General features: G+C 31.3%; 22 protein-coding genes and 1 pseudogene. 16 read left to right on the top strand and 7 right to left on the bottom strand.

All coding sequences use genetic code 11. The annotated features are described in order from the left end of the window. Nucleotides 1–116: 116 nt before the first annotated feature. From ACXAG4_RS14380 to ACXAG4_RS14360, 5 genes and pseudogenes are all read left to right on the top strand, one after another. Nucleotides 117–2,321 carry a RecQ family ATP-dependent DNA helicase gene (locus tag ACXAG4_RS14380; RefSeq protein ID WP_475296779.1) on the top strand — a complete coding sequence of 735 codons (2,205 nt, stop codon included), beginning with the start codon at nucleotides 117–119 and terminating at the stop codon, nucleotides 2,319–2,321. Nucleotides 2,322–2,414: 93 nt separating this feature from the next. After that, the gene (locus ACXAG4_RS14375; protein WP_475296778.1) at nucleotides 2,415–3,347 is read left to right on the top strand and encodes a peptidylprolyl isomerase; all 933 of its coding nucleotides are present in this window, start codon (nucleotides 2,415–2,417) and stop codon (nucleotides 3,345–3,347) included. 122 nt (nucleotides 3,348–3,469) lie between these two features. Further along, nucleotides 3,470–3,889 (top strand): hypothetical protein, encoded by a 420-nt coding sequence (locus ACXAG4_RS14370; RefSeq protein ID WP_475296777.1) that lies wholly within the window; start codon nucleotides 3,470–3,472, stop codon nucleotides 3,887–3,889. 42 nt (nucleotides 3,890–3,931) lie between these two features. Continuing rightward, on the top strand, nucleotides 3,932–4,474 hold the full coding sequence (locus tag ACXAG4_RS14365) for a YfiT family bacillithiol transferase (protein WP_475296776.1): 543 nt from the start codon (nucleotides 3,932–3,934) through the stop codon (nucleotides 4,472–4,474). Nucleotides 4,475–4,476: 2 nt separating this feature from the next. Continuing rightward, nucleotides 4,477–4,963, top strand: a pseudogene (locus tag ACXAG4_RS14360) (N-acetyltransferase family protein). On the opposite strand, the gene ACXAG4_RS14355 reads toward ACXAG4_RS14360, so the two are convergent. Then, entirely contained in the window at nucleotides 4,947–5,504 is a 558-nt protein-coding gene (locus ACXAG4_RS14355; protein WP_475296775.1) for a thioredoxin family protein, read from the bottom strand. The pseudogene ACXAG4_RS14360 and the gene ACXAG4_RS14355 sit on opposite strands and share 17 nt — an antisense overlap. Before the next feature lie 47 nt (nucleotides 5,505–5,551). Between ACXAG4_RS14355 and ACXAG4_RS14350 the strand changes: the two genes are divergently transcribed. After that, complete coding sequence (locus tag ACXAG4_RS14350) at nucleotides 5,552–5,887, top strand: tRNA-binding protein (RefSeq protein WP_475296774.1); 336 nt, start codon at nucleotides 5,552–5,554, stop codon at nucleotides 5,885–5,887. A 49-nt stretch (nucleotides 5,888–5,936) separates the two neighbouring features. On the opposite strand, the gene ACXAG4_RS14345 is transcribed toward ACXAG4_RS14350, so the two are convergent. Both ACXAG4_RS14345 and ACXAG4_RS14340 read right to left on the bottom strand, forming a co-directional pair. Beyond that, nucleotides 5,937–6,329 (bottom strand): PUR family DNA/RNA-binding protein, encoded by a 393-nt coding sequence (locus tag ACXAG4_RS14345; protein ID WP_475296773.1) that lies wholly within the window; start codon nucleotides 6,327–6,329, stop codon nucleotides 5,937–5,939. 151 nt (nucleotides 6,330–6,480) lie between these two features. Continuing rightward, complete coding sequence (locus ACXAG4_RS14340) at nucleotides 6,481–8,238, bottom strand: ABC transporter ATP-binding protein (protein WP_475296772.1); 1,758 nt, start codon at nucleotides 8,236–8,238, stop codon at nucleotides 6,481–6,483. 240 nt (nucleotides 8,239–8,478) lie between these two features. Between ACXAG4_RS14340 and nusB the strand changes: the two genes are divergently transcribed. The 3 genes from nusB (at nucleotide 8,479) to yajC (ending at nucleotide 10,251) form a co-directional block, all read left to right on the top strand. Next, entirely contained in the window at nucleotides 8,479–9,390 is a 912-nt protein-coding gene (gene nusB / locus ACXAG4_RS14335) for a transcription antitermination factor NusB (protein ID WP_475296771.1), read from the top strand. 83 nt (nucleotides 9,391–9,473) lie between these two features. Then, nucleotides 9,474–9,947, top strand: a complete 474-nt coding sequence (locus ACXAG4_RS14330; protein WP_475296770.1) for a DUF1573 domain-containing protein — start codon at nucleotides 9,474–9,476, stop codon at nucleotides 9,945–9,947. Nucleotides 9,948–9,957: 10 nt separating this feature from the next. Continuing rightward, nucleotides 9,958–10,251, top strand: coding sequence for a preprotein translocase subunit YajC (gene yajC / locus ACXAG4_RS14325; protein WP_475296769.1), 294 nt, complete (start codon nucleotides 9,958–9,960; stop codon nucleotides 10,249–10,251). A 244-nt stretch (nucleotides 10,252–10,495) separates the two neighbouring features. On the opposite strand, the gene ACXAG4_RS14320 is transcribed toward yajC, so the two are convergent. Beyond that, nucleotides 10,496–10,828 (bottom strand): PID-CTERM protein-sorting domain-containing protein, encoded by a 333-nt coding sequence (locus ACXAG4_RS14320; protein ID WP_475296768.1) that lies wholly within the window; start codon nucleotides 10,826–10,828, stop codon nucleotides 10,496–10,498. Nucleotides 10,829–11,027: 199 nt separating this feature from the next. After that, nucleotides 11,028–12,260 (bottom strand): peptidase T, encoded by a 1,233-nt coding sequence (pepT, locus tag ACXAG4_RS14315; RefSeq protein WP_475296767.1) that lies wholly within the window; start codon nucleotides 12,258–12,260, stop codon nucleotides 11,028–11,030. A 124-nt stretch (nucleotides 12,261–12,384) separates the two neighbouring features. Between pepT and ACXAG4_RS14310 the strand changes: the two genes are divergently transcribed. Further along, entirely contained in the window at nucleotides 12,385–13,419 is a 1,035-nt protein-coding gene (locus tag ACXAG4_RS14310) for a quinone-dependent dihydroorotate dehydrogenase (protein WP_475296766.1), read from the top strand. Here ACXAG4_RS14310 and ACXAG4_RS14305 read toward each other — a convergent pair. Next, complete coding sequence (locus ACXAG4_RS14305) at nucleotides 13,412–15,334, bottom strand: M43 family zinc metalloprotease (RefSeq protein ID WP_475296765.1); 1,923 nt, start codon at nucleotides 15,332–15,334, stop codon at nucleotides 13,412–13,414. The genes ACXAG4_RS14310 and ACXAG4_RS14305 overlap by 8 nt on opposite strands. A 240-nt stretch (nucleotides 15,335–15,574) precedes the next feature. Here ACXAG4_RS14305 and ACXAG4_RS14300 point away from each other — a divergent pair, with 240 nt between their 5' ends. The 6 genes from ACXAG4_RS14300 (at nucleotide 15,575) to guaB (ending at nucleotide 24,472) form a co-directional block, all read left to right on the top strand. Next, complete coding sequence (locus tag ACXAG4_RS14300; RefSeq protein WP_475296764.1) at nucleotides 15,575–16,438, top strand: hydroxymethylglutaryl-CoA lyase; 864 nt, start codon at nucleotides 15,575–15,577, stop codon at nucleotides 16,436–16,438. A gap of 138 nt (nucleotides 16,439–16,576) precedes the next feature. Beyond that, nucleotides 16,577–17,776: a DUF4856 domain-containing protein gene (locus tag ACXAG4_RS14295; protein WP_475296763.1), complete on the top strand. Its 1,200-nt coding sequence runs from the start codon at nucleotides 16,577–16,579 to the stop codon at nucleotides 17,774–17,776. 124 nt (nucleotides 17,777–17,900) lie between these two features. Next, a complete protein-coding gene (locus ACXAG4_RS14290; protein ID WP_475296762.1) occupies nucleotides 17,901–19,085 on the top strand; it encodes an imelysin family protein in 1,185 nt (394 codons plus the stop codon). 17 nt (nucleotides 19,086–19,102) lie between these two features. Further along, nucleotides 19,103–20,470: an HTTM domain-containing protein gene (locus tag ACXAG4_RS14285; protein WP_475296761.1), complete on the top strand. Its 1,368-nt coding sequence runs from the start codon at nucleotides 19,103–19,105 to the stop codon at nucleotides 20,468–20,470. After that, the gene (locus ACXAG4_RS14280) at nucleotides 20,451–22,874 is read left to right on the top strand and encodes a TonB-dependent receptor family protein (RefSeq protein WP_475296760.1); all 2,424 of its coding nucleotides are present in this window, start codon (nucleotides 20,451–20,453) and stop codon (nucleotides 22,872–22,874) included. The genes ACXAG4_RS14285 and ACXAG4_RS14280 overlap by 20 nt, the downstream gene beginning before the upstream one ends. A gap of 125 nt (nucleotides 22,875–22,999) precedes the next feature. After that, complete coding sequence (guaB, locus tag ACXAG4_RS14275) at nucleotides 23,000–24,472, top strand: IMP dehydrogenase (RefSeq protein ID WP_475296759.1); 1,473 nt, start codon at nucleotides 23,000–23,002, stop codon at nucleotides 24,470–24,472. Between the two features lie 73 nt (nucleotides 24,473–24,545). Here guaB and ACXAG4_RS14270 read toward each other — a convergent pair whose 3' ends face one another. Continuing rightward, nucleotides 24,546–25,169, bottom strand: coding sequence for a tRNA (guanine-N1)-methyltransferase (locus tag ACXAG4_RS14270; protein WP_475296758.1), 624 nt, complete (start codon nucleotides 25,167–25,169; stop codon nucleotides 24,546–24,548). Nucleotides 25,170–25,225 lie beyond the last annotated feature (56 nt).

Below are 25,225 nucleotides of genomic sequence, written 5' to 3'. Positions count from 1 at the left end.
GTTACAAAGCTAACGAAAAAAATATGGGGGTTCTTTAAAATAGTCTCTTAAATTATTCAAAAAAAATATTGAATATTTTATAGTGTTTTTAAGTATAAATAAATTTTAATTATTTCATGTTGGTAGCAAAAAGTGACTTGCATTCTGCGCTTAAAAAGTATTTTGGGTTTAACAAATTCAAAGGGTTACAAGAAGATGTTGTTGAAAGTATTTTATCAGGTAATCATACATTTGTAATTATGCCAACGGGTGGTGGTAAATCACTCTGTTATCAATTGCCTGCATTAATGCAAGAAGGTACAGCCATTGTGGTTTCGCCTTTAATTGCTTTAATGAAAAACCAAGTAGATGCTATTAGAGGTGTATCAAACCAAGAAGGTATAGCACACGTATTAAATTCATCATTAAATAAAACCGAAGTTAAACGTGTTAAAGAAGATATAGTTAATGGGGTTACAAAATTACTGTATGTAGCACCAGAGTCTTTAACCAAAGATGAAAACATAGAGTTTTTAAAATCGGTTAAAATATCATTTATGGCTGTTGATGAAGCCCATTGTATAAGTGAATGGGGACATGATTTTAGGCCAGAATACAGAAACCTACGCAATATTATTGGCAGAATTGGAGATAATATTCCAATAATTGGTTTAACAGCCACAGCCACACCAAAAGTACAAGAAGATATTATAAAAAACCTAGGAATTACTGGGGCAAATACGTTTAAAGCTTCGTTTAACAGGCCAAATTTATATTATGAAGTTAGGCCAAAAACTAAAAATGTTGATGCCGATATTATTAGGTTTATTAAGCAAAACGAAGGGAAATCTGGTATTGTTTACTGTTTAAGCAGAAAACGTGTTGAAGAATTAGCTCAAGTATTACAAGTAAACGGTATAAAAGCAGTGCCATATCATGCAGGTTTAGATGCCAAATCAAGATCCAACCACCAAGACATGTTTTTAATGGAAGATATTGATGTGGTTGTAGCAACAATAGCCTTTGGTATGGGTATAGATAAACCAGATGTTAGGTTTGTAATTCACCATGATATACCAAAAAGCATTGAGAGTTATTACCAAGAAACAGGGCGCGCTGGTCGTGATGGGGGCGAAGGCCACTGTTTAGCGTACTATTCATATAAAGACATTGAAAAATTAGAAAAATTCATGTCTGGTAAACCCGTTGCCGAACAAGAAATTGGGCACGCTTTATTACAAGAAGTAGTTGCTTTTGCAGAAACATCTATTTCTAGAAGAAAATTTATTTTACATTATTTTGGTGAAGCTTTTGATAATGAAACCGGCGAAGGTGGCGATATGGATGATAACGTTAGGCATCCAAAAAAGAAAACAGAAGCTAAAGATGATGTAGTAGTTTTGCTAGAAACCATACAGGCTACCAATGAAAAATACAAATCAAAAGATTTAGTAAACGTAATTGTTGGTACAGAAAATGCCATGATAAATTCTCATAAAACCAATGAACAACCGTTTTTTGGAAGAGGAAAAGATAAAGAAAAAAATTACTGGATGGCACTTTTAAGGCAAGCTCTTGTTGCAGGTTATCTTAAAAAAGATATTGAAACCTATGGCGTTATAAAATTAAGTGAAGCTGGTGCAGATTTTATAAAATCGCCCGTATCATTTATGATGACCGAAGACCATGTTTTTGATAATGAAAAAGATGATGCCGGCATAGTAACAGCATCAAAAGGTGGCGGCGTATCTGCCGATGAAACACTTATGGGCATGCTTAAAGATTTAAGAAAAAAGAATGCAAAAAAACTAGGCGTGCCACCGTTTGTTATTTTTCAGGATCCATCATTAGAAGATATGGCGCTTAAATACCCAATATCATTACAAGAATTAAGTAATGTTCATGGTGTAGGCGAAGGAAAAGCCAAAAAATTTGGTAAAGATTTTGTAGCCCTAATAGCAAAGTATGTTGAAGAAAATGATATTGTACGTCCAGATGATTTAGTTGTAAAATCTACCGGAACCAATTCAGCAAATAAACTCTACATTATTCAAAGTATTGATAGGAAATTACCTTTAGATGATATTGCATCAGCAAAAGGTTTAGAAATGAATGATTTCATAAAACAAATGGAAGCCATTGTATATTCTGGTACTAAATTGAATATTAATTATTGGGTTGATGAAATATTAGACGAAGACCAGCAGGAAGAAATACACGAGTATTTTATGGATTCTGAATCTGATGCCATAAACGAAGCTATTGAAGAGTTTGATGGCGATTATGATGAAGAAGAACTACGCCTTTACAGAATTAAGTTTATTAGCGAAGTAGCTAATTAAAAAGCCGTATTCAGTATTTTAAATAAAATTGTAAATCGTCAATTGTAAATCGTCAATCATTCTTATCTTTGCACTTTCTTAAAAATTAGAACAATGCAAGACGGATTATACGCAAAATTCAATACAACAAAAGGCGAAATTTTAGTTGCTTTAGAATTTAAAAAAACACCAGGAACAGTTGGTAACTTTGTAGCTTTAGCAGAGGGTAACCTTGAAAATTCAGCAAAACCACAAGGCACACCATACTACAATGGTTTAAAATTTCATAGAGTAATTCCAGATTTTATGATTCAAGGCGGTTGCCCACAAGGTACCGGTACAGGAAATCCTGGATATCAATTTGATGATGAATTTCACCCAGATTTAAAACATGATGGCCCTGGCGTATTATCTATGGCAAATGCTGGCCCAGGAACTAACGGAAGCCAGTTTTTTATAACACACGTTGAAACACCTTGGTTAGATAATAATCATACCGTTTTTGGTAAAGTACAAAGTGGGCAAGACGTTGTTAATGCTATTGCACAAGATGATGCTATTGAAACCTTAGAAATAGTAAGAGTTGGTACAGAAGCTGAAGCATTTAATGCTATTGAAGCTTTTAGAACTTTTGAAGGTGCAAGAGAAAAAAGAATAGCTGAAGAAAAAGCAAAAGCCGATGCCGAATTAGATAAATTAGCTACAGGTTTTGAAAAAACAGAAAGCGGTTTGCGTTACCAAATTATTCAAAAAGGAGATGGTGTTAAAGCCGAAAAAGGTAAAACAGTATCTGTACATTACAAAGGGCAATTAGCTGATGGCACTGTTTTCGATTCTTCATACAAAAGAAACCAACCCATAGATTTTCCTTTAGGAGTTGGCCAAGTAATTCCTGGTTGGGATGAAGGTATTCAACTTTTAAAAGTTGGTGATAAAGCACGTTTAGTAATACCAAGTAATTTAGGCTACGGTAGCAGAGGTGCTGGTGGAGTAATACCACCAAATGCCACATTAATTTTTGATGTTGAATTAATGAATGTAAAATAAAAATAAAGTTATATTTTATATAAAAGCACACCTTTTGGGGTGTGCTTTTTTTATTATATCGAGTATTTTTGTGAGTTATTACTTGTTTTCTTTAAATTTACCTTGCCTCAATAATTTTTAGTATGATTAGAGTAGAAGACGCTCCTTTTTATAAAGAAGTTTTAAAAGTGTGTATTTACCCTTTTGGTAAACTTTATATTTTTTCGGGTTTTGTAATTTCAGAAATAGGTGAAGGTGTTACCCTAAGTTGGGATAATGCCAAACAAATGGTTGCAGACGTTGAAAGCTTTTTAGGTACAGATGGTACAAACTTAGTATATATATCAAACAGAGTAAACTCATATTCTGTTGTGCCACAAGATTGGTTAAAATATTTCAAACTAAATTATGGTTTAAAAGAATATTTTGTTGTTACAGCAGCTAATAAAGGGCACTTTAATATAACTTTTGAAAAACTTTTTTTTAGAAGTAAAATAAAAACTTTTAATTGTTTAGTTGAGGCCGTAAATAAAGCCAAAACAAGAAAGCAAGAAGTTGCTTAACATAATTTTTAAAACTATATTTATTTTATAAAAATATACGTTTTGAAAAAAAGCTTAGAGCAATTAAAATATCCCATAGGTAAGTTTCAATGCCCAGAAACTGTTACAACACAACATTTAAATAATTGGATTTTAACTTTAGAGCAATTCCCAATTAAGTTTGAAGCGCTTGTTAAACACTTAACAAAGGAGCAACTAGATACACCTTACAGGCCTGAAGGTTGGACTATTAGGCAAGTTGTGCATCACGTAGCCGATAGTCATCACCATAGTTACATACGTTTTAAGTGGGCTCTAACTGAAAATACTCCACTAATTAAAGCTTATAACGAAAAGCTTTGGGCCGAATTACCCGATAGCAAACAAGCGCCAATTCAAATGTCTTTAGAGCATATTAAAGCTGTGCATTACAAACTAGTAGCATTGCTAAAACTATTAAAAACAGCCGATTTTAATAAAAGTTTCATACACCCCGAAACTAATAGTAAAGTGTTTTTATCACACAATGTTGGTAATTATGCATGGCATAGCAAACACCATTATGCACACGTTGAAAATGTTTTAAAAGAAAAAGGCTGGTTGTAAAAATGATTAGAACTTTTAAAAAAGAAGATACCCAACAATTACTAGAAATTTATAATTATTACGTACAAAACTCTGTAGCCACGTTTGATGATGAGCCACTAAAATACAGTGTTTTTTATGAAAAGTTAAAAACTATAAATTCAGAATTTCCGTTTTTAGTTTTTGAAGAAAATAACACACTTTTAGGCTTTGCCTATGCAAGTAAATTTAGGCCTAAACCAGCATACCAAAACACAGTAGAATCTACCATTTATATTAAGCATACCGCACACGGTAAAAATTTAGGCACAATTATACCAAGCGTTAATACAAGCCTTAAAGCAAAAAAAATATCACACCGTTTTAGGTGTACTTACGTTGCCAAATGAAGCCAGTGTTAAATTACACGAAAAATTTGGCTTTAAAAAAGTAGCACATTTAAATCAGGTAGGTTTTAAATTTGAACAGTGGCAAGATGTAGGTATGTATCAGCTTATACTTTCCACTTAATATTACAACCAATACTTGGTTTTTGTAAAGCTTTATTTTCAGTGTTTTCAAGTATACAATTTAAAGCATGTTTTAAATCGGTTCCAGTTACAGGAATGTTGTTTCCTGGTCTAGAATCATCTAATTGTCCTCTGTAAACTAACGTATTTTCAGCATTAAACACATAAAAATCTGGCGTACACGCTGCATCATAAGCTTTAGCTACGGTTTGTGTTTCATCATATAAATAAGGAAACGGGTACCCTTCATTTTTGGCATGTATAACCATTTTTTCAGGACTATCTTGTGGATAATTAATAGCATCATTACTTGAAATAGCCACAAAACCAATGCCTTTTTCTATATAGTTATTGGCTATATTTACAATAGTAGTATTTACATGAATTACAAAAGGGCAGTGGTTGCAAATAAACATAACTACAGTGCCTTTTTCACCCTTTACATCATCAAAATGTAATGTTTTATTTGAAACAGTATCAAATAGTGAAAAATTTGGTGCTTTTGTACCTAAAGGTAACATATTTGAAGGTGTATTTGACATGGTGTTAATTTTTAATCAAATTTCGGTATAATTTGTATTTTTAAAAAATGAATGATACAATAACTTTTGAAGATTTTACTAAAGTAGACTTAAGAGTAGGAACCATTATTGAAGTTAATGATTTTCCTAAAGCAAGAAATCCAGCTTATCAATTAATTATAGATTTTGGCGATTTAGGAATTAAAAAAACATCGGCACAAATTACAACACGTTATGCCAAAGAAAGTTTACTGCATAAGCAAATTATGGCAATTGTAAATTTCCCAAAAAAACAAATAGCTAATTTTATGAGTGAATGCTTGGTGTTAGGAGCTGTAAATGGTAAAGATGTTATTTTGTTAAAACCAGAACATAAGGTTAAAAACGGTATGGTTGTATCGTAAAAACAAAAAAGCAGCGTTTTAAACGCTGCTTTTTACTGTATTTGTTTAATTAAATATCATCAAAATCTACATCTGTAAAACTTTCAGTAGCTTTAAGGGTGTCTTCGGTTTCAGATTTTGCAGAATATTCATTGTTGTATTCTTTTTTAAAATCTTTTTGATGACGTTCGCTTATTACTTCATCACCTTTTTCTTCTATGATATAATCTGTCATTTCAGATAAAATACTTTTAAATTCAGCAAAATCTTCTTTGTAAATATAAATTTTATGCTTTTTGTAGTGAAATGATCCATCGTCATTAGTGAACTTTTTACTTTCTGTAATAGTTAAGTAGTAATCATCTGCTTTAGTAGCTCTTACGTCAAAGAAATAGGTACGTCTACCTGCTCTCAATACTTTAGAAAATATTTCTTCTCGCTCCATCATATCATTATTATTCATAGTTGTATAGAAATTTATAGTATTATGGTTTGTGTACCAAAAATCTAAAAAAAACCTTTATTAACCAACAAATTATGAATTTTCTTTTTGAAATGTTAAGTTTTGTTGATTTTATTTTAAATATGTTAACCGTAAAATGTTGATTTAAAGGTTATTTGCTTGAAGTTTCGCTAATTTGTTTTAAATACAAATCTTTGTAGTAACCATCAGTGTTTATAAGGGTTTCATGCGTTCCCTCTTGAATAATTTTACCATCATCTAAAACAATAATTTTATGAGCATTTTTTGCTGATGATACTCTATGGCTAACAATTATAGAAGTTTTTCCTTTTGAAATTTTGTTAAGGTTTTTAAGTATTTTTTCTTCAGTTTCAGTATCTACGGCAGATAAACAATCATCAAAAAGTAATATTTTTGGAGATTTAATTATAGCTCTGGCAATAGAAACACGTTGCTTTTGCCCGCCAGAAAGCGTAATACCACGTTCGCCTAAAACAGTGTTATAGCCGTTGTTAAACTTAATAATGTTTTTGTGTACTTGGGCGTTTTTAGCGGCTTCAATTACAGTTTCTTCAGTAGCGTTTTCATTACCAAATTTTATATTGTTTTTTATAGAATCTGAAAAAAGAAAAGCATCTTGTGGCACATAGCCAATACTGTCTCTTAAATTGTTTAAATTTAAGTTTTTTATTTCTTTATTGTTTATGGTAATGCTGCCATTATCAATATCGTAAAGTCTTCCAATTAAATCTAAAATAGTAGATTTACCCGAACCTGTTTTGCCAAGTATAGCAAGTGTTTCTCCTTCTTTTACAGAAAAACTGATGCCTTTTAAAGCGTTAATATTAGTGTCATCGTAAGTAAAAGACACGTTTTTAAACACAATATCTCCAGTTATTTCAGTGTTTTTGGTAACAGTATTTTTAATTTCAGGCTCTAGTTTTAAAAATTCATTTATCCGTTTTTGCGATGCTTCGGCTTGCTGAACAATAGAAGTTACCCAACCAACTGTAGCAACAGGCCATGTAAGCATATTAACGTAAATAATAAACTCTGCAATGGTGCCAATACTGTCTATTTCTCCGTTTATGTATTGCATGCCGCCAACGTAAATTACAAGTAAATTACTGGCGCCAATTAATAAAATCATCATAGGGAAAAACCATGCTTGCACTCTTGTTAAACTTATTTGTTTGTCTTTGCTTTCAATAGCTAAAGTTTCAAAATTAGTAGAGGTTTGAGGTTCAATACCATAAGCTTTTATTACCGAAATACCACTAAATGACTCTTGTGTAAAGGTTGAAAGTTTAGATAAATACTCTTGTACAATGGTACTTCTTTTATGTATTTCTTTACTTAATTTATAAATTATTACAGATAGCACAGGCAGCGGTAAAATAGTGTAAAGCGTAAGCGTTGGTGCTTCTTTAAACATATAAATTAATGCCACCACAAAAAGTGCAACTGTGTTTATACTATACATTAAAGCGGGGCCAGAGTACATACGTACTCTACCAACATCTTCAGTAATGCGGTTCATGAGGTCTCCCGTTCGGTTCTGCTTATAAAAATTTAAAGATAGTTTTTGGTATTGTTCGTAAATTTCGTTTTTTAAATCATACTCAATGTAACGCGAAACATTAATAATGGTTTGCCTCATAAAAAAGGTAAGTATACCAGCAATTACCGCAGCACCAATAATGTATAGAATTGCTTGTGTTAATTGCGTTTTAAAAACAGCCTCTGTAATGGTATTGGCTCTGTAATTTTCAACCGTAGCAATAATTTTTTTCACATAACGCGGTGTGTATAATAAAAATATACGTGCTGCAACAGTGGTTAAACTACCAATAATAAGGTGTGTTTTGTATTTTAAAAAATATTTATTTAAATGTTTTAATTCTTTCATTGAATATTGGTAAACAAGAAAGCAAATATAACGCATATATATGTTATATACTTTTAAAACGCGTTTAGTAATTGTTAAAAATACTCTAAATTATTAGTGAAATAATTAAAATTAAAAATGAAGTTTCTTTATAAAATAATATTATTTTTGCAGCGAAAAACAAACAGTAAATGTTTTATTATTTCTTAAATTAAGTTCTTTGTAATTATGCTAAACAGAAGACATATTAGAGTAAAAGTTATGCAAACTTTATACGCCTTTAAAGGTAGTGAAAGTGATGATTTTAGTAAAGACCAAAAATTTCTATTGTTTAGTATAAATAATATGTACAATTTGTACTTGTTATTAATTTCTTTACTGCTAGAAATTAGAAAAAGAGCTGAAAAAGATCTTCAAAAAAAGCAAAACAAACACTTAGCCACAAAAGAAGATAAAGACCCCAATAAAAAATTTATTAATAATCAGTTGTTAACTTTTTTAAGCAATAGCTTATCTCTTAAAGATGAGTTAGATTTACATAAAGTTACTAATTGGGAGTTAGATACTGAATATGTTGAAATACTTTTTAAAAATATTATAAGCAGTGATCTTTACAAAGAATACATGAACACACGTGTATCTGATTTTAAAGAAGATAAAGCATTTATTGTAGATGTTTTTAAAGATATTATTGCACCAAATGATAAACTTTACGATTACATTGAAGATAAAAACTTAACATGGTTAGATGATTTGCCTACCGTAAATACCACCATTTTAAAATTGTTACGTAAAGTAAAACCAAACAGTTTAGATACCCATTTTGTACCTAAACTTTTTAAAGAAGAAGATGATAAACAATTTGCGATAGATTTGTTTAAGAAAACATTATTAAATAGAGCTAATTTAAACAAAGAAATAGAAACCAAAACCAAAAATTGGGACGCAGAAAGAATTGCAGATATTGATTATGTATTGTTACAAATGGCAATTAACGAACTTAAAAACTTCCCTTCAATACCAGTAAAAGTTACTATAAATGAGTATTTAGAAATAGCTAAAGAATATTCTACCCCAAAAAGTAGTATTTTTATAAATGGTATTTTAGACAAACTCGTGAAAGAATATACTGACAATGGAGCCCTTAATAAAATTGGACGCGGTTTATTATAAAATGTTGTTAAGTTGAAGTTGAAAAATTTTTAATAGATTAAATAATTAGTATTTTTACCCTTACAAATAGAAAAATAATTAACATGAGAAAAGTAATTTTAGGTTTAAGCACTATGTGTTTACTGGCTTTTACAGCTTGTAAAGAAAATGCCGCAAGTAAAATAGATAAAAGTAATATTGCAGCTGCTGCCGAAAGAGATGCTCAAGCATCAAAATTCCCTGTGATTGAGTTTGATAAAACAGAACATGATTTTGGTGAAATAGAGGCTAAAAAATCAGTATCTACAGTGTTTAATTACACAAATAAAGGAGATGCGCCTTTGGTAATTACAGATATTAAAAGTTCTTGCGGTTGTACTGTACCACAAGATTGGAGTAGAGCACCTTTAGCTCCTGGAGAATCTGGTAAATTTACTGTTACTTATAATGGTAGTGGTTCAAATAAAATATCAAAAACAATAACAGTTACTGCTAACACCGAAAAAGGTAAAGAAACAGTAAAAATAACAGCTTTTGTAAAAACAGATGCAAAAGCAACTAATTCACCAGTACAATAACATATAAATTATGGGAGAAGGATTTGGGGCATTTATGCCAATGATTTTATTATTTGTAGTGCTTTATTTTTTTATGATTGCACCTCAAATGAGACGAGCAAAAAAAGAAAAAAAGTTTGCTGCAGAACTAAAAAAAGGCGACAAAGTTGTTACTAAAAGCGGTATGCATGGTAAAGTTTTAGAGCTTAATGATAAAGATGGTAGCTGCGTTATTGAAACCTTATCAGGTAAAATTAAGTTTGAACGCACTTCAATTTCAATGGAAATGAGTAACAAAATTAATACTCCAGCAACTACAAAATAAACACTTAAATTGTTTATAAAAATATATTAAGGCTTCATTTTTAATGGAGCCTTTTTTAATATATTATTTTCTCAACTAATAAAATATTAAAGGGATTATGTTGAAAAAAGTAGCATAAAGCATTACCGTAAATATAAAAAAGAGAAAGTTTTTACATTAGAAATATATTAAAAGTTTCATATATAAAAAAGGTCTCAATACAAATTGAGACCTTTTTTATAAATATTAAAAGTAATTTTGATATTTAGTTTTTTCTAAGTTTTCTTACTCCAAAAGCAGTTGCACCTAAAAGCAAGATACCTAAACCACCATCTAATGGTACAGAATCTGTAGGTTGCTTTGGTTTTTTCCATTGCTTTTTCTTCTTTTTGTACCATTTCTTTTTCCACTTATAATACCAACCAAAGCCCCAAGTTAATGTTGGGTTTTGTGCTGAAATTGTTAGTGTGTTTGTAGTTAAGTTCATTGAAGGCGCATTTGTTGTTGCATTGGCACTAGAACCAAAGCAGAACATAAAAGTCAATACAAATGCTATAACCTTTAAATTTTTTAATAAAAAATTACCCTTGTCTTTCATTGTTATAAATTAATTAATATTAGATTAATAGCATTGTAAAAATATTATATGTCAATGAAATAACAGTTTTTATTCGATAAACACTGTATTTATTAGATTAAAATTGTTTTTGTAAAAACAATTTACATTAAGCCGAATAATTACGATTTTTATCGATAAATATAAAGTGAAAATATACTTAAGCTATCAATATGAAAGTTTATTTGGCAGTTAATTCTGCTATTTTACATATTACTTCTGTGGCTTTTATAATACTTTCAACAGGAACATATTCATAACGCCCATGAAAATTGTGTCCGCCAGCAAAAATATTGGGGCAAGGTAAGCCCATGTAGCTTAATTGAGAACCATCAGTACCACCTCTAATTGCTTTTATAAGTGGTTTAATTTCTAATTGTTTCATTGCTTCTTCTGCAATAGCAACAATGTGCATTACGGGTTCAATTTTTTCACGCATGTTAAAGTACTGGTCTTTTATTTCGGTAACAATAACCTCATTACCGTATTGGGCATTAAGTTCGTTTGTTAGTTTTACCATTACTTCTTTTCTGGCCTCAAAATGCTCTTTATCATGGTCTCTAATTATATAGTGTAGTGTGGTTTCTTCAACATCACCTTCCATGTTATGTAAATGGAAAAAACCTTGGTAACCTTCAGTATGCTCTGGCGTTTCTAACCTTGGTAGTGAATTTATAAATTCGGTGGCTATGTACATTGAATTTATCATTTTTCCTTTAGCATAACCAGGATGCACAATTTTCCCTTTTATTTTAACTACGGCACCGGCGGCATTAAAATTTTCGTATTCTAATTCACCAATTTGGCTTCCGTCCATGGTGTAAGCCCAATCTGCTCCAAATTTTTCAACATCAAATTTATGAGCGCCTCGTCCAATTTCTTCATCGGGTGTAAAGCCAACACGTATTTTTCCGTGTTTTATGTCTGGATTTTGAATTAAATATTCCATAGCAGATACAATTTCGCAAATACCTGCTTTATCATCGGCTCCTAAAAGTGTTGTACCATCGGTGGTAATTAAAGTTTGTCCTTTGTATTGCAATAAATCTTCAAAATAATCTGGTGATAAAACAATATTTTCTTCTTCATTTAAAACAATGTCTTTACCATCATAATTATCAATTATTTGAGGTTTAACATTAGCGCCTGTAAAATCTGGCGATGTATCAAAATGCGAAATAAATCCAATAGTAGGTACCTCATGGTTTACATTACTTGGTAAGGTTGCCATAATATATGCATTAGCATCAATAGTTACATCTTGCATGCCAATAGCTTTTAACTCTTCAACTAGTTTATTGGCTAAATTCCATTGTTTTTCTGTGCTTGGTGTGGTTTTAGAGTTTGGGTCAGATTCCGTATCAATAGTTACGTAACTAGTAAAACGTTTTATTATATGTTCTTTTGAAATCATTTTAAAAGTGAATTTTTAAATGTGTAATTATAATTTCAAAATTACAATTATTAATTGTTTAGCTCTTTAACTATATTGATTTTTTATTTAAACTATTAAGTGTATTTTTGCACAAATAATACTGATGTACAAACAACTTATCCGTCCGATATTTTTCGCTTTCGATCCTGAAAAAATTCATCATTTCACATTTAGTTTAATAAAATTCACATCAAAAATACCTGGTTTACAAGCTGTTTTTAAAAGTTTATATGTTGTGAATGATAAAACTCTAGAACGCAATTTGTTTGGTTTAACTTTTAAAAATCCTGTTGGTTTAGCAGCAGGTTTTGATAAAAATGCTATTTTATATAACGAATTGGCAAACTTTGGTTTTGGGTTTATTGAAATTGGTACTGTAACGCCTAAAGGGCAAATGGGAAACCCTAAAAAAAGGTTGTTTAGGTTAAAAGATGATAAAGGTATTATAAACCGAATGGGTTTTAATAATGAAGGTGTTGAAGCTGCTATTGAAAAATTAAAAAAAAATAAGGGAAATTTAATTATTGGCGGAAATATTGGAAAAAACACAGATACAAAACCTGAAGACTATACCAAAGATTATTTAACGTGTTTTAATGCACTGCACCCGTATGTAGATTATTTTGTGCTAAATGTAAGTTGCCCTAATGTTGGTAGTCATGCTAAATTAAACGATAAAGATTATTTGCTAGAACTAATTGGCGCGGTACAAAAGGCTAATACAACATTTGAAAAACAGAAACCTATATTATTAAAAATTGCACCAGATTTAAATGAAGGGCAATTAGATGAAATAATAGAGTTAATAAGCGAAACAAAGTTAGATGGTGTTATTGCAAGTAACACATCTGTAGATAGAACTGGTTTAAAAGCATCTGAAGATATGCTAAAAGCTATTGGTAATGGTGGTTTAAGCGGGCAACCAATAAAAGATAAAAGCACCAAAGTTATACAGTATTTAGCAACTAAAAGCAATAAAGCATTTCCAATAATTGGTGTTGGTGGTATTCATTCTGCTAATGATGCTCTTGAAAAAATAAATGCTGGTGCAGATTTAGTGCAAGTTTATACAGGTTTTATTTATGAAGGGCCACGTTTGGTGAAATCTATAAACAAAGCAATTTTAAAAGCTACTTAACAAAACGTTTTACTACCCTAACAGAATTACTAATAACCGTAAGTAAGTATGAGCCTGAAGCTAAATTACTGGTGTCAATTGGTTTGTTAGTAACTACGCCTGATGAAAATTTTTGCCCTACTAAGTTTGCAATTTCAAAGTATAAAACACTGTTTTCATCATTAAAATTAGATGCTACTCTTTGTATATAAAGTAGGTTGTTTTTAACAGGGTTTGGGTACAATTTAATGTCTTTATCTGTAACAGGAACACTAATTGTTTTTAAGTGTACATTATCAATAGCAATATCACCTTTCCAGCCATTACCTCTTACGGCCCTAAACCTAATATTGATAGTTTCACCAACATAATATGATAAATTGATAGATGCTTTTAAAAAATCATCGGTTTGGTTATTTTGTTGGCTACCAATAAATGGCGGAATAACATCATTTATATAGCCATCAATGGTTTTAATATCAACATGAAGTTCACCTATATTTTCACCAAACATATGGTAGTTAAAATCTATTTCAGAATTTTGATGAACTACATCAATACATGGCGAAATAAACGCTGTTGTAGCGCCTTCTTCTGCACCTGAAGCTTCGGTATAAATATACCTGTTTAAATTACCATTTTTGTGATGATGATTATTTAAGGGGCCAGTAGCATCAGAGTGTGTTTCTCCATGGTTAATAACCCAGTGGTAACCACTGTTGTTATCGTTTACAGTCCATCCATCATCTCCTGCTACGTCAAAAGTATCAAAACCTTCATCAAAAAGAGTTTCAGTTAATACGCCAACTTTAACAAGGTTATGGTATGTTTTAGTTATTTTTTTTGAATTTTTATAAACTGAAAGTGTTACACTGTAAATACCGGTATTAAATGTATGTGTTGGGTTTTGTGTGGTATAGTCAATAATACCATCAGAATTTATATCCCATTCCCAAGCAGATATGTTAGCGCAAGAATTACTAAAGTTTACTGTTAATTCACTTTCACAACTTATGGTATTATATGCTTCTATGTCTGCATTAAACGTAGGGCTAGATAAATAATGCTTTTGTGTTATATAGAAAGCATACATTCTTTGTAATTGTTGGTTGGTAAAATGCGTTCTGCATACTTTTTTTGCGTAAGACATTATGTTGCTAACATCGGGTTTAAAAGTATGCCCATGAGCATCGGTTTCTGTACCTATATATTCACAAAATTCATTAACATTACTAGTTGTTAATTTTGGGTCTGCAGGTGTGTCACAAATACCATCGCCATCTGTATCACAATTGCTACCATCAACAAGCTCTGTGGTTAATGCATTATTGTCGTTACCATGTGTGTGCAATAGTGAAAAAAAGTGACCCATTTCATGCACAAGTGATGATGTGGCACAACTATTTTTAATTACTAAATAATCTTTGTTTCTAGTATTATTGGTGTAACCACAAATACTTTGGTTTGCTTCGTTTTTTAAAGCATGCGTAAAATAAATATTTATAACTCCTGGAGAATTATTAGTTTCAAAAACAGTATCATCTTCTCCTTTTATTATGTGAGCAGTAGGGTTACTATCAATGTAATTAATTTCACTAGAAACAAAAAATGTCATTCTAGCGTTGTTAAAATGGTTGTTTAAATTATTAAGTGCAGCATTTAAATCGGCATCACATATACCTTCATTTCCGTTAGAATATCTTAAAACATGAATTTTTACAGGAATATAATTAACAATGTTTTCCGATAAGTCTTTTAAATTTAAATGCTTGTTACTTAAAGTCTCGTTGTAATTTATACTGTTGAAGAGTTCAATTTGTGCTTCAGAAAATGAGGTTCCGCAAGCAAAATCATTGTTTTGCGCAGATATAAAACCAAATGCAGTTAGCATTACTGCTACAAAAAAAAGAAATGATTTTTTTAGGTTGGGTATCATTGGGTAAATTTGGTAAATCAAATGTACCTGTTAATGTGAAAATATTGTAAAATAAACGTTAAGTGTAAATATTAATCGATAAATAGGAAATAATTGACAATTAGTTTTTGCTTACACTTACGTTATCAATTAAATTAAAATTTAATAAATATAAACCAACATAACTGTTATATCTATTAATTTCTAATTTTAAACCTTATAAAAATTAGTAGTATTTTTACACCGAAACTAAACGAGTATATGTTAGAAAAAATTAAGATTATAGAATGCCCGCGTGATGCTATGCAAGGCATTAAGCAATTTATTCCAACAGAAAAAAAAGTACAGTATATCCAGTCGTTATTACGTGTTGGTTTTGATACTATAGATTTTGGTAGTTTTGTTTCACCAAAAGCCATTCCGCAAATGGTTGATACTGCTCAGGTTTTAGAGCAGTTAGATTTAACTAAAACCAGCAGTAAATTATTGGCAATTGTAGCCAATTTACGTGGGGCCCAAGATGCTTGTAAACATTCTGAAATAAATTATTTAGGCTACCCGTTTTCAATATCTGAAAATTTTCAAATGCGTAATACACATAAAACCATTGCGCAGTCTGTTGATATTTTAAATGATATTTTAGAAGAAGCTAACAAGCACAATAAAAAAGTAGTTGTTTATATTTCAATGGGCTTTGGAAACCCTTACGGCGACCCGTGGAATGTTGATGTAGTAGGAGAGTGGACCGAGCGTTTAAGCACTATGGGTGTTGAAATTTTATCATTAAGTGATACCATTGGTAGTTCAAACCCAGAAAATATATCGTATTTGTTTTCTAATTTAATTCCTAAGTACCCCAAAATAGAATTTGGTGCACATTTACATACCACACCAAATACTTGGTTTGAAAAAATTGATGCGGCATACAATGCTGGTTGTTTACGTTTTGATGGTGCCATTCAAGGTTTTGGTGGTTGCCCTATGGCAAAAAATGAACTTACAGGCAATATGCCAACTGAAAAACTACTGTCATACTTTACTTCAAAACAGCAAAACACTTTAAACGCTATGAGTTTTGAAAGCGCTTTTAACGAAGCTTCAAAAATATTTAGAAATTATTTTTAGTATATCTTTCTTAAATACAGTAGATTAATTGTCTTTTTGTTTTTTAATTTAAAATTAATCTAAATAAATTTTGCGTCCTTTAAAATGGGTTTTATATTTGTGAAAATTATTTTAAATAAATCTAAATAAACAGACGAAATGAAAAAATTAGTTTTATCGCTTGTAGCAGTTGCTGCATTATTTCAATCATGTTCAGATGATGATAATGATGGCGCACAACGCATAATTTCTCAAACAACAGGTATAGATATTACAGATTTAACAGTGCCAACATCATACACTTTTACAAGAGATGGAAACACAACAGTAAGTTTTTCTGGGCAAACAACGCGTTTAAAACAAGTGGCTGCTATTGGTAGCGATTTAAACGCTACAACTTCAACACTTACTGAATTAGAAAATAATTTTAAAAACGGCGAAGGTTTTGATGATCCTTCATTAAACGGCACCGGAAAGAAAATAAGAAACAAAGTAGCTAATTCATTAGGTTTATTTTCTGTAGGCGTTACAAACAATGCCGATGCCTTAAAAGCAGATTTTGATGCGTATATAGCTAATTTTATTTCTGAAGTACAAACACCAGTTTCAAATGCGGTAGTAGCTACTAAAGGCAATGCTGGAATAGCCGATGGAAATAGAAATGTAAATGGTGATGGTTTAGAGTATAATCAAGCATTTTATAAATCTTTAATTGGTGCTTTAGTGTTTGATCAAGCTGCTAACCATTATTTTAATAGATTAGATGAAGATGATTTTGATGGTACAAATAGCTTCCGTACAGCAAATGATGCTGGTGAAAATGCAGAAGGTAAAGATTACACCACCATGGAGCACCATTTTGATGAAGCATATGGTTACGTGTACGGGTTATCTGCCGATGATGATATTTTAATGCAAAAATACATTAACAGAGTAGAGGGTGATAGTGATTTTACAGGTACTGCACAAACTATTATTGATGCATTTATTATTGGTAGAGCAGCCGTTGCTCAAAAAAAATACGATATTAGAGATGAAGCTATAACAGTTATTAGAAAAGAGCTTGCCAAAGTAATTGGTATTAGAGCCGTTTATTACTTACAACAAGGTAAAGCTAAATTAACTGATAGATCTACTGCTTTTCATGATTTATCTGAAGGTTACGGTTTTGTATACTCTTTACAATTTTTGTCTCTAGATGGTGTAACACCATTATTTACACAAACTGAAGTACAAGGTTTTATTGACGATTTAGTTGAAGGAGATGGCTTCTGGGATATTACCGAAACGAAATTAGATGAAATTTCTGCAGCAATTGCAGCAAAGTTTAATTTCACCGTAGCCCAAGCAGGTGCATAATTTAAAAATTATAACACACAATAAATTAACAAAAGTGGCTTATGTAAATAAGCCACTCTTTTGGTTTTACAAATAAGCAGTATATTCGTGGCAGTAAATTGCTTTTCAATAAAAAAAAAAGAAAATGAAAAAAGGATTTTTAGTTTGTTTTGCTTTTGCAACTTTAGTAATTATTTCATGTAGTTCAAGTGATGATTCTGGTGATAAAGGCAATAATAACACATTCAACAGAGAAGCGCTATTAACCAATTGGGTTAACAATATAATTACACCAGCAATAACCGATTTCAACACCAAATTAACAACATTAAAATCTAGTCAAACGCAGTTTACAACAACACCAAACGAAACTAATTTAGTAGCGTTGCAAACAGCATTATTTAATGCGCAAAAATCATGGCAACACATAGCAATGTTTAATTTTGGTAAAGCCGAAGAGTTAAATTATAGGTTGTTTATGAATTCATATCCTGTAGATTTTATAACTACTGCCGATGATTCTCAAGAAGATGATAACACTATTGTAAGCAATATTGAGGCTAACACATTACCAATTGCCGATATAGATTTTACACTAGAGAAAAGAAATAATGAACAAGGCTTTCCAGCGGTAGATTATATGGTAAACGGTCTTGCTGCAACAAACACCGAAATAGTTTCGTATTACACAACTAATGCTATTAAAGACAATTACATTGCGTATTTAGAAAAAGTGTTAGACAGAATGGTAGGCCTAACAAATGAGGTTGTAACCTACTGGAACAGTAATGCAAACGCTGTAATTGCTAACAATGGATCATCTGCAACAGCATCTTTTGATAAGTTGGTTAATGATTATGTTAACTACGTTGAAAAAGGTTTTAGAGAACTTAAAATTGCTACACCATCTGGTAAAAGAAACGGTAGCCCAAATAAAGAAACTGTTGAGTCTTTTTACAGTTCGCAAAACTCAAAAGCTTTATTTTTAGAAGCTTATAAAGCTGTGAAAAATTTATATTACGGAACATCTTTTTCTAACAGCACAAACGGACAAAGTATTGATGATTATTTAGATTTTTTACAAGCAACCGCTTTTGATGCCGATGAAAGAGCAACAAAAAATATTACAGCCATTATTGAAGAACGTTTTGCCGCAATAGATCAAGTTGTAGCCAGTTTAAATAGTGATTTTACCATACAAGTTGAAACTAACAACAACCAACTTTTAGAAACCTTTAACGTCATTCAACTGTACGTTACCGTTTTAAAAACAAGTGCTTTAAATGCCATGGATGTAACGGTAGATTTTGTTGATAGTGATGGTGATTAATAAACTATAAACACAAAATGGCAAACGGTTTAATTATCAAGTCATATTTAAAAAATAATAGAAAAGAAGCTAGTATATTAGCTTCTTTTCGTGTTTTATTTGGTGTGCTTATGTTACTAAGTTTAGTAAGATTTATAAGCATGGGTTGGGTTGAAGATTTTTATATAACGCCAAAATTTCATTTTAAATATTATGGTTTTGAATGGGTTAAAACTTGGGGCAAATACACATATATTTTATTTGGTATAGCCATAACCGCTTGCGTTGGTATCATTTTAGGATTTTGGTATAGAATTTCAATGTTGCTTTTCTTTTTATCATTCACTTACATAGAATTAATTGATAAAACAACCTATTTAAACCACTATTATTTTGTAAGTATTTTAAGTTTTTTACTTTATTTTTTACCATTAAACGCTACATTTTCAATAGATAGTTTTAAAAGAAAAATAAACTACAAATATGTGCCAGCATACACCGTAGACAGTATAAAATTACTTTTAGGTATTGTATATTTTTATGCAGGTTTGGCAAAATTAAATTCAGATTGGTTGCTTAAAGCACAACCGTTAAAAATATGGTTATCATCAAAAACCGATTTATGGTTAGTAGGGCCATTAATGAAAGAAACATGGTTTCATTACGCCATGAGTTGGAGTGGTGCTTTATATGATTTAACAATTCCGTTTTTATTACTCTACAAAAAAACAAGGCCATTTGCTTTTGTTTTGGTGGTTGTTTTTCATGTGTTTACAAGAATTTTGTTCAACATTGGTATGTTTCCTTACATCATGATAGTGGCTACATTGGTGTTTTTTAACGCTTCAGTTCACAATAAATTTATAAGTATTATAAAACACATTTTTAAGTTGAACCGTTTTGAAATATGTAATGTTGAAGAAAAATATTCAGTTAAAAATCAAAATATTAAACGGTGTATTATTTCTATATTTTTTGTAATACAACTACTTTTGCCGTTTAGAAATTTGTTGTATCCAGAAGAATTATTTTGGCATGAACAAGGTTACAGATTTTCATGGCGTGTTATGCTTATGGAAAAGGTTGGCGAAACACAACTTATTGTAAAAAATGCGACTACTGGTAAATATTTTTATGTAGATAATACCGATTTTTTAACCAGCTTTCAAATAAAGCAAATGAGTTTTCAGCCAGATTTTATTTTAGAATATGCTCATAAATTAGGAGATCATTTTAAAAGCCAAGGACATGAAAATATTCAAATTTTTGCCGAAAGTTATGTAGCGCTAAATGGCAGATTAAATCAGCAGTTTATAAACCCTACTGTAGATTTGTATCATGAAAAAAAAGGGTTTAAACACAAAACATGGGTTTTACCATTTAAAGATGAAATTAAAGGTTTTTAGTCTGTTTTTTTTCTTGTTTACAAGCTTAACATTTGCACAAGAAATTACATTTAAAGTATACAATGAAACGTCTTTACTACCCGTTTCAAATGTAAAAATTATAACAGCAAAAAGTAAATTATTAGGTATAACAAATAACACAGGAATATTAAAAGTTAATACCGAAGGAGAAACCCAATTCTTTTTTCAAAATGAAGATTATAAAATTGCTGAAGTAATTACCAATACTTTAAGCAACACCTTTGAAGTGTATTTAATACCATTATCTGAAACACTCTCTGAAGTTGTAATTAGAACAAAAAAGCAACAAGATTATACAGTAACTGCATTAGCACCCGTTGAAGGCACGCATATTTATGCTGGAAAAAAATCTGAAGTTGTGCATTTAGATTTAATTGATGGTAACAAAGCAGCAAACAATGCACGTCAAATATTTTCAAAAGTAGCAGGTTTAAATATTTATGATGCTAATGATGGCGGATTGCAACTAAACATTGGAGGGCGTGGTTTAGACCCTAACCGAACGGCCAATTTTAACACCAGACAAAACGATTACGATATTAGTGCCGATGTTTTAGGCTACCCCGAAAGTTATTACACACCACCAACAGAGGCTTTATCTCAAATTCAGGTAATTAGGGGTGCAGCATCATTGCAATATGGTACGCAATTTGGTGGCTTGGTAAATTTTAAATTTAAGAATCCAAGTTTAAATTCTATTGAGTTTACAACTCGCAATACTGTGTCTTCATTTAATTCGTTTTCAAACTTTACCTCTTTAAGTGGCACGTTAAATAAGGTTTCGTATTACACGTTTTACAACGGAAAAAAAGGAGATGGTTTCAGGCCAAATTCAGATTATGAATCGCATAACGCTTTTGCGCATTTGGCATATAAATTCAATGAAAAAACACGTATAGCATTTGAATATACATATTTCGATTATTTAGCACACCAACCAGGTGGTTTGTCTGATGTGCAGTTTCTAGAAAACCCAAAGCAAAGTTATTTTAAAAGAAACTGGTTTGATGTAAACTGGAATTTATTTAACCTTAAATTAGAGCACAATTTTAACACAAATAATAAAATTACAGTTAGCCTTTTTGCTTTAGAAGCCGCAAGAAAAGCAGTTGGTTTTAGAGGTGTTCCAGGTGCAGATAATCCAAGAATTTTTAATCCTAATGGTGATGCGGTTAATGAGTTTGGTGAATATGAATACCAAAGAGATTTACTAATTGATGAGTTTAGTAATTGGGGTGCAGAAGTAAGGTTTTTATCAAACTACAAAATAGGAAATAAAGACGCTTATTTGCTATTAGGTTCTAAAGTTTACAATGCCAATAATAGCTCACAACAAGGACCAGGAAGTAAAAATGCCGATGCCGATTTTAATTTTATTAATGCAGCACAATACCCCAACCAAAATAGTTTTGATTACCCTAATTTTAATGCGTCATTTTTTGGAGAGCATATTTTCAATATAACCAATAATTTAAGTGTAACACCAGGTTTTAGGTTTGAGCATATTAACACCGAATCTAAAGGAAGTTACTATGATGTTAATTTAGATGAATTTATACCAGACAATAACACATTTGTTAGAAATTTTGTATTGTTAGGCATTGGTGTAAGCTACAAACCAAAACCGTATTTTGAGCTATACAGTAACGTATCACAAAATTACAGATCAGTTACATTTTCAAATATACGTACTGTAAATCCGTCGTTTATAATTGATCCTAATATAACAGATGAAGAAGGTTATACTTTTGATGTTGGTGTACGCGGTAAATTTAATAAAGCACTGTCTTATGATGTAAATGCGTTTTCACTATTGTATGATAATAGAATTGGGCAAGTTTTAAATAACAGAGCGCAATGGGTACGAAAAAACATTGGTACAGCTTTTATTTATGGTTTAGAGTCTTTAATACAATGGAATATTAAAGAAACATTTTTTAAAAACAACAACAATATTTCATTTAATGCCTTTAGTAATTTAGCTTTAACAACTTCAGAATACACAAAATCTGAAGAAAATGGTATAGAAGGCAATGAAGTAGAATTTATACCAGCTATAAATTTAAAAGCAGGAGTTAATTTTGGTTACAAAAATGCGGTAATGGCATTACAATACACTGCTATTTCAGAACAGTTTACAGATGTTACAAACTCACCGTACAACCCTAATAATGCTACCGATGTTATTGGTGCAATACCAAGTTATAATATTTTAGATGTATCTTTTTCATATAGATTTACTAATAATTTTAAGTTAGAAACAGGTGTTAATAACCTATTAGATAATAGTTATTTTACCAGAAGAGCAACAGGTTATCCTGGGCCAGGTATTATTCCTTCGGCACCTAGAAATTGGTATGCAACGCTTCAAATTACATTTTAAATACCAATTCATTTAATGGAGCCAGAAATAACTATATGTATTACTTAAGACTTCTTAAGTTTGTATTAACATTAAATAAGAAAAAAAGATGTATATTTGCACGCAATTATTAATGTAATTGCACAATGACCGCACATCAAAACAAGATAGTAGGAGAAGGTTTAACCTATGACGATGTTCTACTAGTTCCAGCTTTTTCTGAAGTACTTCCACGCGAGGTAAATATTCAAACAAAATTAACACGTAACATTACTATTAATGTACCTATTATTTCGGCAGCCATGGATACGGTTACCGAAAGTAAAATGGCAATTGCTATGGCGCAAGAAGGTGGTATTGGTGTTTTACACAAAAACATGACCATTGAGGCACAAGCCAATAAAGTAAGGCGTGTTAAGCGTGCCGAAAGTGGTATGATTATAGACCCCGTTACGCTACCACTTACCGCTGTGGTTGGTGATGCTAAACGTGCCATGGCAGAACATAGTATTGGTGGTATTCCAATTGTAGATGAAGATGGAAAACTTAAAGGTATTGTAACAAACCGCGATTTACGTTTTGTTCATGATAATAAAAAACCAATTGTAGAAGTTATGACGGGTGAAAACCTTGTAACTGCTCCTGTTGGAACATCATTAACCGAGGCCGAAGTTATTTTACAAGCTCATAAAATTGAAAAATTACTGATAGTTGATGATAGTTATAAATTATCTGGTTTAATCACCTTTAGAGATATTACAAAAGTTAGCCAAAAACCAATGGCTAATAAAGACCAATACGGGCGTTTACGTGTAGCTGCAGCTTTAGGTGTAACTGCCGATGCCGTTGAACGTGCCGAAGCACTTGTAAATGCAGGTGTTGATGCCGTTGTTATTGATACAGCGCATGGGCATACCAAAGGTGTTGTTAGCGTACTTAAAGAGGTGAAAAGTAAATTCCCTGAACTTGATGTTATTGTTGGAAATATAGCAACCGCTGCTGCTGCAAAATACTTAGTTGAAGCAGGTGCCGATGCCGTAAAAGTTGGTATTGGTCCAGGTTCTATTTGTACAACACGTGTAATTGCTGGTGTTGGTTTTCCCCAGTTTTCTGCTGTATTAGAAGTTGCTGCTGCTGTTAAAGGTACTGGCGTGCCTGTTATTGCAGATGGTGGTATACGTTACACTGGCGATATACCAAAGGCTATTGCCGCTGGTGCAGATACCGTAATGTTAGGGTCTCTTTTAGCAGGAACCAAGGAATCTCCTGGTGAAACTATTATTTATGAAGGTAGAAAGTTTAAATCTTACCGTGGTATGGGTTCTGTTGAAGCTATGAAACAAGGTAGTAAAGATAGATACTTTCAAGATGTTGAAGATGATATTAAAAAATTAGTACCCGAAGGTATTGTTGGTAGAGTACCTTACAAAGGTGATTTATATGAAAGTATTCATCAGTTTATTGGTGGTTTACGTGCTGGTATGGGATATTGCGGTGCTAAAGATATTGAAGCTTTAAAAGAAAACGGACAGTTTGTTAAAATTACAGCTAGTGGTATTAATGAAAGTCATCCGCATGATGTAACTATTACTAAAGAGTCTCCTAATTATTCAAGATAATTAGTGAATTTATTATAAAAAAAAGCTGCAATTTTTTAATTGCAGCTTTTTTTATGTATTTATTCTATTAAGGTTATTGAACCCCTTTTTGTTTATTAATTTCGTCTTGCAACTGGCGTCTTACTTTCTGTTCGCGCTCTAAAGCAACACGACGATGTTCATCAAACTCTTCTTCAATTTCGGCTAAATTTTTCTTAGCTTGTTTGGTAATAGCGTTGCTGTTTTTAAACTTAAATATAAAGAATAGCAACAGTGCAAGTAAAGCGGCAATAATAGTCCACATAAGCATATTATAGCCAGTTTTACTCATTTGCAAGCCAAATAAAGCCATACTATCTTTTTCTAAATTTGTTTTATCTAAATTGTCTTTTGTATTCGTTAGTTTAGATTTTAATTCTGAAATTTCTTTGGCTTGATTTTTCACAACAGCTTCAGTATCAACCAATGTTTTTCTTATGGTCTTTAAAGAATCCAATGTATGAGCTTTTAAGGTATATAACCATGCTTGTTTTACGGCTTCGTAAGCTTGACCATTAGTGCCTTTAAAATTACCAGATTTTCTAATTACAAATTCAAACTGACTGTCTATTGTACCACTATTTAATGATAGGTTGTCATCTGCATTAGTTTGTGAAAAACTTGTGGCAGAAATTAATAGCATAAGTAGTAAAATAGTATGTGATTTTATGAACTTCATTATTATTGGTTTTTTTAAGTGTGGTTTTGGTGTTGCTAATTTATAAAATTAAGTGA

Source organism: Seonamhaeicola sp. ABD4_175 (genome assembly GCF_056160885.1).
The sequence above is the reverse complement of the archived record's forward strand: the minus strand, read 5'-3'. Positions and strand labels throughout refer to the sequence as shown.